General features: G+C 68.8%; 5 protein-coding genes. All 5 read left to right on the top strand.

Annotated features, from left to right (window positions below; all coding sequences use genetic code 11):
• Positions 1–369 (top strand): prepilin peptidase (locus tag D7W79_RS33980; protein WP_147442183.1); only part of this gene is annotated, 369 nt, incomplete at its 5' end.
• A 46-nt stretch (positions 370–415) separates the two neighbouring features.
• Positions 416–1,864: a type II and III secretion system protein family protein gene (locus tag D7W79_RS33975; RefSeq protein ID WP_120529490.1), complete on the top strand. Its 1,449-nt coding sequence runs from the start codon at positions 416–418 to the stop codon at positions 1,862–1,864.
• 148 nt (positions 1,865–2,012) lie between these two features.
• Positions 2,013–3,767: a TadA family conjugal transfer-associated ATPase gene (locus D7W79_RS33970; protein ID WP_120529489.1), complete on the top strand. Its 1,755-nt coding sequence runs from the start codon at positions 2,013–2,015 to the stop codon at positions 3,765–3,767.
• Between the two features lie 7 nt (positions 3,768–3,774).
• Positions 3,775–5,982, top strand: coding sequence for an FHA domain-containing protein (locus tag D7W79_RS33965; RefSeq protein WP_120529488.1), 2,208 nt, complete (start codon positions 3,775–3,777; stop codon positions 5,980–5,982).
• Between the two features lie 59 nt (positions 5,983–6,041).
• Complete coding sequence (gene polA, locus D7W79_RS33960) at positions 6,042–8,747, top strand: DNA polymerase I (protein WP_120529487.1); 2,706 nt, start codon at positions 6,042–6,044, stop codon at positions 8,745–8,747.
• Positions 8,748–8,778 lie beyond the last annotated feature (31 nt).

Genomic DNA, 8,778 nt, shown 5'->3' with positions numbered 1-8,778 from the left:
GGGCTGGTGAGCGGGCTTCTGGCGGGCGCGGGACTCGCGCTGCTGCTGGTGCCGGGTGCGCTGCGCGGGCGCATGGGGTGGGGTGACGTCAAGCTGATGGCGGGCGTGGGCTGCGTGCTGGGCTTTCCCACGGTGCTCGCGGCGGCGGCCTTCATCTCGCTGGTGGGAGCGCTGCAGGCAATCGTCACGCTGCTGTGGCAGGGGGCCGTCTGGGACACGCTGGCGGCGGTGGCCCGTCGCTGGGCGGTGCGGATGAAATGGATGCGCGAGGAAACCTCGCCCGCTCCCGTACGACACATCCCCTACGGCGTCTCCATCGCGCTCGGGACTTTCTGGGCCATGTGGTGGCAGCAACAACATCTGGGATAGCGCGCCATCAGGCCGGGCGCGCGCACGCAAGAAGGGGATTCACACGATGTCCACTCGCTTCACGCAAGCCCTGGCGCTCGGCGCCCTCGTCACCCTGGTGGCCAGTGCCCCCGCCCTGGCCCAGGAGGGCAGCACCGTCAGCCTGGGCGTGGGTACCCAGAAGGTGCTCACCATCCCCGGCCTCAGCCGCGTCGCACTGGGTGATCCGTCCATCGCCGAGGTGAAGACGCTCGGCACCGGCCAGCTGCTCGTCACCGGCAACCAGGAGGGCAAGACGACGCTGCTCGTCTGGAAGTCCTCCGGTCAGCGCATCAGCTACCTCGTCACCGTCCGCAAGCAGGACCCCAACGAGGTCATCTCGGAGATCAAGCGCCTCCTGGGTGAAATCGAAGGCGTGTCCGTGCGCATGGTGGGCGACCGCATCTACCTGGACGGTCAGGCCTACACCACGCAGGACGCGGACCGCATCGAGCAGGTGGTGAGCCTCTACCCGAACGTGAAGTCGTTCGTGAAGATCGCCCCCAACGCCAAGAAGCTGGTCGCCCAGAACCTGAACGCGGCCTTCCAGAAGGCGGGCCTGAAGAACGTGCAGGCCAACGTGGTGGGCGCCACCATCTTCCTGGAGGGCTCCGTGGAGAGCCAGCAGGACCTGCAGAAGGCGGAGCTGATCACCAAGGCCATCGGTGAGAAGGTGGAGAACCTGCTCGTCGTCGGCATCAAGCGGATGATCCTCTCCGAGGTCCAGTTCGTCGAAATCCGCCGCAACAGCCGCGACCGCTACGGCATCAAGTACCCCACGGACATCACCGGCTCGCTGACGGCCACCGTGAACCTGAACAAGGCGCTCATCCCGTCCGGCGACGCCGTCTCCAACCTCATCCTGGGCGCGGTGGGCGGCTCGGACCTGAGCATCGGGTTCCAGGCCAACGACGGCTACGGCCGCCTGCTGGCGCAGCCCAAGCTGGTGTGCGCCAGCGGTGAGAAGGCGGAGTTCCTCGCCGGCGGCGAGGTTCCCATCCCGCTCATCACCAACACGCAGTTCACGGTGGAGTACAAGCCCTACGGCGTCATCCTGAACATCCGCCCCACCGCGGACCGCAACGGCAACATCCAGACGGAAGTGGAGGCGGAGGCCTCTGAAATCGACACCTCCGTGTCCGTGTCCTTCGGTGGCAACTCCTCCATCCCCGGCTTCCGCACCCGCAAGGTGAAGACGAACGTCACCGTGCGCCACGGTGAGACCATCGTGCTGTCGGGCGTGTTCAGCCACGACGAGCAGAAGGCCGTCGCGAAGCTGCCGGGCCTGGGCCACATCCCCATCGTGGGCGAGCTGTTCAAGAACCGCGCGTTCGACTCCACCAAGCGCGAGCTGGTGATCTTCGTCACCCCGCGCATCGTGAACCCGGACTCGGACAAGGTCCGCAGCATCATCGAGGACGTGAAGACCCGCTACAAGCAGGCCCGCTCCGAGGTGAACTTCAACATCTTCGACTGAGGCCCTCACAGCCCTCACGTCGGATCCGGGCCGGCCCCATCCCTGCTTCAGCGGGGGAGGGTGCCGGCCCGTCCGTTACCGGGCAGCAGGCGGGCGAGCGTCGCAGGAGTCTTTGAGGTCGTAGGAGGGCTTGGTAGCATCCCGGCCCATGTTTCTCATCACGCTGACGGAGAAGGGCGGCGGTTCGGAGCAGCGGGAGTACCCCAAGAACGAGATCACGATCGGCCGGATTGCCGGCAACGACATCGTGCTCGCCAAGGGGAACGTCTCCAAGACCCACTCCCGCATCGTCGAAAAGGACGGGCGCTTCATCATCGTGGACATGAAGTCCACGAACGGCACCTTCGTGAACGGCAAGAAGATCGCCGGTCCCATGGTGCTCAAGCCCACCGACCAGGTCTCCATCGGCGACTACATCCTCAACGTGGAGGCGCTGGAGGACGCGCCCCAGGACGAGGGCTACGACGAGGAGCAGGGCGAGGAGGCCTACGAGGAAGAGGCCTACGAGGAGGAGGAGCCCTACGAGGAGGAAGAGGCGCCCCCGCCCGCCGCCGCCGCTCCCAGCCGCATGCCCGCGTCCATGGCCGCGGCCATGGCGAAGAACAAGCGCAAGGTGGACCCCCGCCTGGAGCGCTACTCGCGCCTCCAGAAGGAGATCCACGACCGGCTCATCGAGTACCTGGACCTGCGCCGCATGGACATGGACCGGCTCGGGGACGAGGAGCTCTGGCGCCGCACCGAGAAGGCCATCCGGGACATCATCGACCAGATGGAGGCGGACGGAGAGCTTCCGACGGACGTGGACCGGGAGGAGCTGCTCACCGACGTCATCAACGAGGCGCTGGGCCTGGGGCCCCTGGAAGCGTTCCTCGCGTCGGAAGAGATCAGCGAGATCATGGTGAACCACGCCAACCAGATCTACATCGAGCGCAAGGGCAAGCTGACCCTGTCGGAGAAGACGTTCTCCTCCAACCAGGCGGTGCTCGGCGTCATCGAGCGCATCGTGGCGCCCATCGGCCGGCGCATCGACGAGTCCAGCCCGCTGGTGGACGCGCGCCTCAAGGACGGCAGCCGCGTGAACGCCATCATCCCGCCGCTGGCGCTCAAGGGCCCCTGCATCACCATCCGCAAGTTCAAGAAGGACGCGCTGAAGATCCAGGACCTCATCAAGTACAAGACGGTCACCGCGCAGATGGCCGAGTTCCTGGAGATGTGCGTCACCGCGCGCCGCAACATCGTCATCTCCGGCGGCACGGGCTCCGGCAAGACGACGACGCTGAACATCATCAGCTCGTTCATCCCGGAGGGTGAGCGCATCATCACGGTGGAGGACGCGGCGGAGCTTCAGCTGCCGCAGGACCACTGGGTGCAGCTGGAGAGCCGCCCGCCCAACCTGGAAGGCAAGGGCGCCATCACCATCCGCGAGCTGGTGAAGAACTGCCTGCGCATGCGGCCGGACCGCATCGTCGTGGGCGAGTGCCGCTCCGGCGAGACGCTGGACATGCTCCAGGCCATGAACACCGGCCACGACGGTTCGCTCACCACGCTGCATGCGAACACGCCGCGTGACGCCATCGCGCGGCTGGAGACGATGGTGCTCATGTCCGGCATGGAGCTGCCGGTGAAGGCCATCCGCGAGCAGATCGCCAGCGCCGTGCACCTCATCGTGCAGCAGACGCGCTTCTCCGACGGCTCCCGGAAGATCTGCTTCATCACGGAGGTGTCCGGCATGGAGGTCGACATCGTGACCCTGCAGGACATCTTCTATTACAAGCAGGATGGCTTCACCGAGGACCACAAGGTGCGCGGGCGCTACGTGGCGTCGGGCTTCGTCCCGAAGTTCTACGACGAGCTCCAGCGCAAGGGCATCCCCGTGAACATGAGTATCTTCCGCGAGGACTGACGCGCCCATGGCAACCCTGGTCGTCCGTCACCCTGACGGCACTGAGCACGAGCACGAAATCGCTGGCGAGCTGAAGATTGGCCGCCAGCAGGGCAATGACCTGGTCCTCACGGAAGGCGGCGTGTCGCGGCAGCACGCGCGCGTCTACGTGGAGGGCGGCAGCATCTACATCGAGGACGGAGGCAGCCAGAACGGCACCTTCGTGGACGGTGAGCGCATCGAGGGGCCCACGGCGCTGACGCCGGCCTCTCAGGTCCTGCTGGGCGACTACGAGCTGAAGCTCAAGGGGAGCGCCCGGAGCACCAGCGGCCGCCGCGCGGCGACGCCGCCTCCCAGCGATCCCGCGACGCTCGCGGACGCGCCCGTGAAGGGCACGCGCGCCATGCCCAGCATCCGCGCGAAGGCCACCCAGAACGGCGCCGCGAAGCCCGAGGGCGCGCTGGCGAAACGGCCCTCGCGGCCCCTGCCCGCGGGTGCCGCGGCGGCGGGCGCGGGCGCGGGTCCGGTGCTCAAGGGCATGACGGGGCCGTGGGCGGGCAAGTCGTATCCCATCAGCGGCACGCTGCTGGTGGGCCGGGCGCCTCCGGCGGCGGTCATCCTGGATGACGACTCCGTGAGCCGGAAGCACGCGGAGGTGCAGCGCGAGGGCCCCGTCGTGCGCGCGCGCGACCTGGGCAGCGCCAACGGGACCCTGCTCAACGGCGAGCTGCTGGGCGAGGAGTTCGTCGACCTGCAGGCCGGGGACGTCCTCCAGTTCGGCGTGGTGGAGATGACCTTCGAGGCCTCCGAAACGCCCGCGCGGCGTCCGGGGACGGGCGCGGTGCCGCCTCGCCGTGGAAGCCGCGCGGAGCCCGCGGCGGACAACAAGCGCAAGCTGCTGGTGGTCGCGGGCGGCGTGGTGGCCCTGCTGGCGGTGGCGGCGGTGGTGAAGTCCTCCGTCGCGCCGCCCCCGAAGACCCAGAAGGCCGGGCCGGCCGCGCCGCTGGACCCCGCGCAGCAGGTGCAGGAGCTGCTCAGCGAGTGCCGCTCCTACGCCTCCAGCGAGATGGGCGCCCCCAACTGGGATCGCGCCGAGGCCACGTGCGAGCAGGCGTTGGACCTGGACCCCATCAACGCCGAGGCGAACACCCTCGTGCGGCGCATCAAGCTGGAGAAGGAGGCCTTCGACAACTTCGAGGCCGCGAAGAAGGCCATCGAGCTCAACCGCGAGAAGGAAGCCCTGACGCTGCTCCGCAAGATTCCGAAGGAGAGCGAGTACTTCCGCCGCGCCCGCTCCAAGGCGCGGGAGACGGCCGAGCAGTTCGTGGCGCGCGCGAAGGACGACTGCAAGCGCTACCTGAACAACTCGCAGTGGGGTCCCGCGGTGCCGCGCTGCCAGGAGTACATGGAGGTGTGGTGCCAGAAGCAGAGCAAGGAGGACCTGGAGCCGCCCATCGGCCAGACGCTCCGCCTGGAGGGCGGCCTGCGCAAGAACGACTGGCGTCCCAAGGACCCCATGTTCGTGAAGTTCCTCATTGCCCGCACGCGCGTGGACCGCGGCGCCGCGCCGTGGACGTGCCCGGTGTCCGACATCCTGGCGGCGGATGAGCTGGGCCCGGATCAGGCCAGCGAGGTGCGCGCCATGTTCAGCAAGCGCTACGCCCCGAAGCTCGTCCAGGCGGCGATGATGGACTACTGGGCCGGCCGCGGCAGCGAGTCCGTGGCGACGCTGCAGAAGCTGCGCGCGAAGGTGGACCAGGCGGAGTTCCACTCGCTGGCGGACGAGCTCATCCGCGACGTGTCCAATGTGGATCAGCTCTTCAAGACGGGCGAGAGCGCGCTCACCAACGAGGACCCCGAGCGCGCGGTGGCTCCGTTCAAGGAGGCGCTGGCGACGGACAAGCGCATCATGGCGGAGCTCGCCGAGTCCCACGTGTCCTTCTATCGGAAGAACATCTTCCAGGACATGGCGAGCGCGGCCTACCTGCGCGGCAAGCACTTCGCCGACCGCGAAGACCGCCGCCGGGGCTGCCGCATCTGGAAGCTGGGCTTCGACTTCTACAAGGGCAACACGGACCTGAACCGCGTGGTGGCCTTCTGCTCCACGCAGGCGCAGAACGCGCTGTCCGGCGTGGGCAGCTGTTCGGACCTGGCGATGGTGGAGGACTACGCCGTGCCGGGTGACGGCATCGCGGAGCAGGTGGCCGCGAAGAAGGCCGAGCTGAAGTGCCGCTGAGCGGCGCTCGCGTGCGGGGCTTCGTGGACAGGGAGCGGGAGGCGCGCTAGGGACGGGGGATGGCCGACACCAGCCCCCCGCGCTCCGAGCGCCGCCTGGCGCTCTTCGACGCCTCTGGCTTCATCTTCCGCGCCTATCACGCCATCCCCCCGCTCACGACGAGCAAGGGGGTGCCCACCAACGCGGTGCTGGGCTTCACCCGCATGGTGCTCAAGGCCCTGCAGGAGCTGAAGCCCACGCACGTGGCGCTGGCGTTCGACAAGTCGGGCCGCGTGGAGCGTCAGAAGATCGACCCCACGTACAAGGCGAACCGCAAGGCGCCGCCGGAGGACCTGACGCCCCAGTTCCCGCTCATCCGCAAGGTGGGGGACGTGCTGAACCTGCCCTCGCTGGACGCGGAGGGCTGGGAGGCGGACGACGTCATCGGCACGCTGGCGCTCCAGGCGAAGGCGGAAGGATTCCAGGTCCTGGTCATCACCAGCGACAAGGACTTCATGCAGATCGTCGACGAGGACATCACCCTCTTCGACCCCGCGAAGAACAAGCGCATCGGCATCGCGGACGTGCAGGAGAAGATGGGCATCCTGCCGAAGCAGGTGCGCGACTTCCTGGCCCTGGTGGGCGACGCGGTGGACAACGTCGCCAAGGTGCCGGGCGTGGGCGACAAGACGGCGGTGGAGCTGCTCCACCAGTTCGGCGACGTGGAGACGCTGCTCTCGCGCGTGGAGGAAGTGAAGAAGCCGAAGATCCGCGCGGCGCTGGAGTCCCACCGCGAGAGCCTGGTGCGCGCCAAGCAGCTCGTCACCTTCAACACCGGGCTGCCCCTGGGTGTGAAGCTGGACGACCTGGCCCGCCGCCCTCCGGATTCCACGCGCGCGAGGGATTTGTTCACGGAGCTGGAGTTCTTCGCGCTCTTGCGCGACCTGCCGGCGGAGGAGCCCGCGGCCCGCCCGGACGTGGCGCCGCTCGCCGTCACCACCACGCTCGTCACCTCCGAGGCGGAGCTGAAGGCGCTGGCGGACGCGGCGAAGGCCGGCGGGGCGCTCACGCTGGTGCCCGCCTTCGAGGGCATGCCCTTCGCGGCGCCGCTGGTGGGCCTGGGCGTGGCGCTGCCGGATGGAGCCACGCGCTACGTGCCCTTGCGGCACCAGCAGCTGGGCGCGACGCAGGTGCCGGTGGCGGCCTTCACGGCGGTGATGAAGGACGTGCTCGCGGACGCGGCGGTGAAGAAGGGCGGCCACGACCTCAAGGCGCTCACGCTGGTGCTCGCCAACGAGGGGCTGACGCTGGAGGGCGCGCACGACGACGTGGAGCTGCTCAGCTACCTGCTCAACCCGTCGCGCCGGGAGCACGCGCTGGAGGACCTGGCGCGCGAGCGGCTGCGCTCGGAGCTGCCCGTGCTGCCCGCGTCGGTGGGGGGCAAGAAGGGGCGGGCGCTGGCGGACCACGGGCCGGAGGAGGTGGCCGCGGCGTACGCGGTGCGCGCGGACGCGGCGCGGCGGCTGGCGCCGGAGCTGTGGAAGGAGCTGGAGCTGGGCGGACTGGCGGAGCTGGCGCGCACGCTGGAGCTGCCGCTGTTGCCCGTGCTCGCGCGCATGGAGCGCGAGGGCGTGAAGCTGGACGTCGCGGAGCTGGCGCGCACCTCCGAGCGCGTGGACGTGGAGGTGAAGGCGAAGGAGGCCGAGTGCCACCAGGCCGCGGGCCACGTCTTCAACCTCGGCTCCAACCCGCAGCTGGCGCAGGTGCTCTACGAGGAGCAGAAGCTGCCCATCCTCAAGCGCGGCAAGACGGGCCCGTCCACGGATCAGGAGGTGCTGGAGAAGCTGGCGGAGGAGCACAACAGCGTGCTCGCGCGAGCACTCATCGAGTACCGGGGCCTGTCCAAGCTCAAGAGCACCTACCTGGACACGCTGCCCACGCTGGTGGCGAAGGACGGGCGCATCCATACGACGTACCACCAGGCGGCCACCGCCACCGGCCGGCTGTCCTCGTCCGACCCGAACCTCCAGAACATCCCCATCCGCTCCGAGCTGGGGCGTGAAATCCGGCGGGCCTTCGTGGCGGAGGCCGGGCACCAGCTGGTGAGCGCGGACTACTCGCAGGTGGAGCTGCGGCTGTTGGCGCACATCGCGGAGGACCCGGTGCTCATCGAGGCCTTCCGCAACGACGAGGACATCCACAGCCGCACGGCGGCGGAGATCTTCGGCGTGGACCCCAAGGACGTGGACCGCGAGCAGCGCCGCGTGGCGAAGACGGTGAACTTCGGCATCGCGTACGGCCTGTCCGCGCACGGCCTGTCCACGCGCCTGGGGATTTCGCAGGAGAACGCGCGCGACGTCATCGAGCGGTACTTCACCCGGTACGCGGGCATCCGCCAGTACCTGGAGGACACCGTGGAGAAGGCGCGCAAGGTGGGCTACGTGGAGACGCTCTACGGACGCCGCCGCCTGATGGGGGACCTGCTCTCCAAGAACCGGGGCGTGGCCCAGGCCGCGGAGCGCGCCGCCATCAACATGCCCATCCAGGGCACCGCCGCGGACCTGATGAAGAAGGCCATGCTGGCCGTGGACACGGCGCTGCGGGAGCAGAAGCTGAAGACGCGCGTGCTGCTGCAGGTGCACGACGAACTGCTCTTCGAGGCGCCGGACGCGGAGGTGGACGCGGTGAAGGCCCTGGCCGTGAAGAGCATGGCCTCCGTCGCCGAGCTGAAGGTGCCCCTCAAGGTGGACGTGGGCGCGGGGAAGAGCTGGGCGGACGCGCACTGAGCACAAAAAAATGCGGGAGAGCGCCCACCCC

This window comes from Corallococcus exercitus, assembly GCF_003611585.1.
GTDB lineage: Bacteria > Myxococcota > Myxococcia > Myxococcales > Myxococcaceae > Corallococcus > Corallococcus exercitus.
This window is presented reverse-complemented; position numbering and strand designations above follow the sequence as displayed.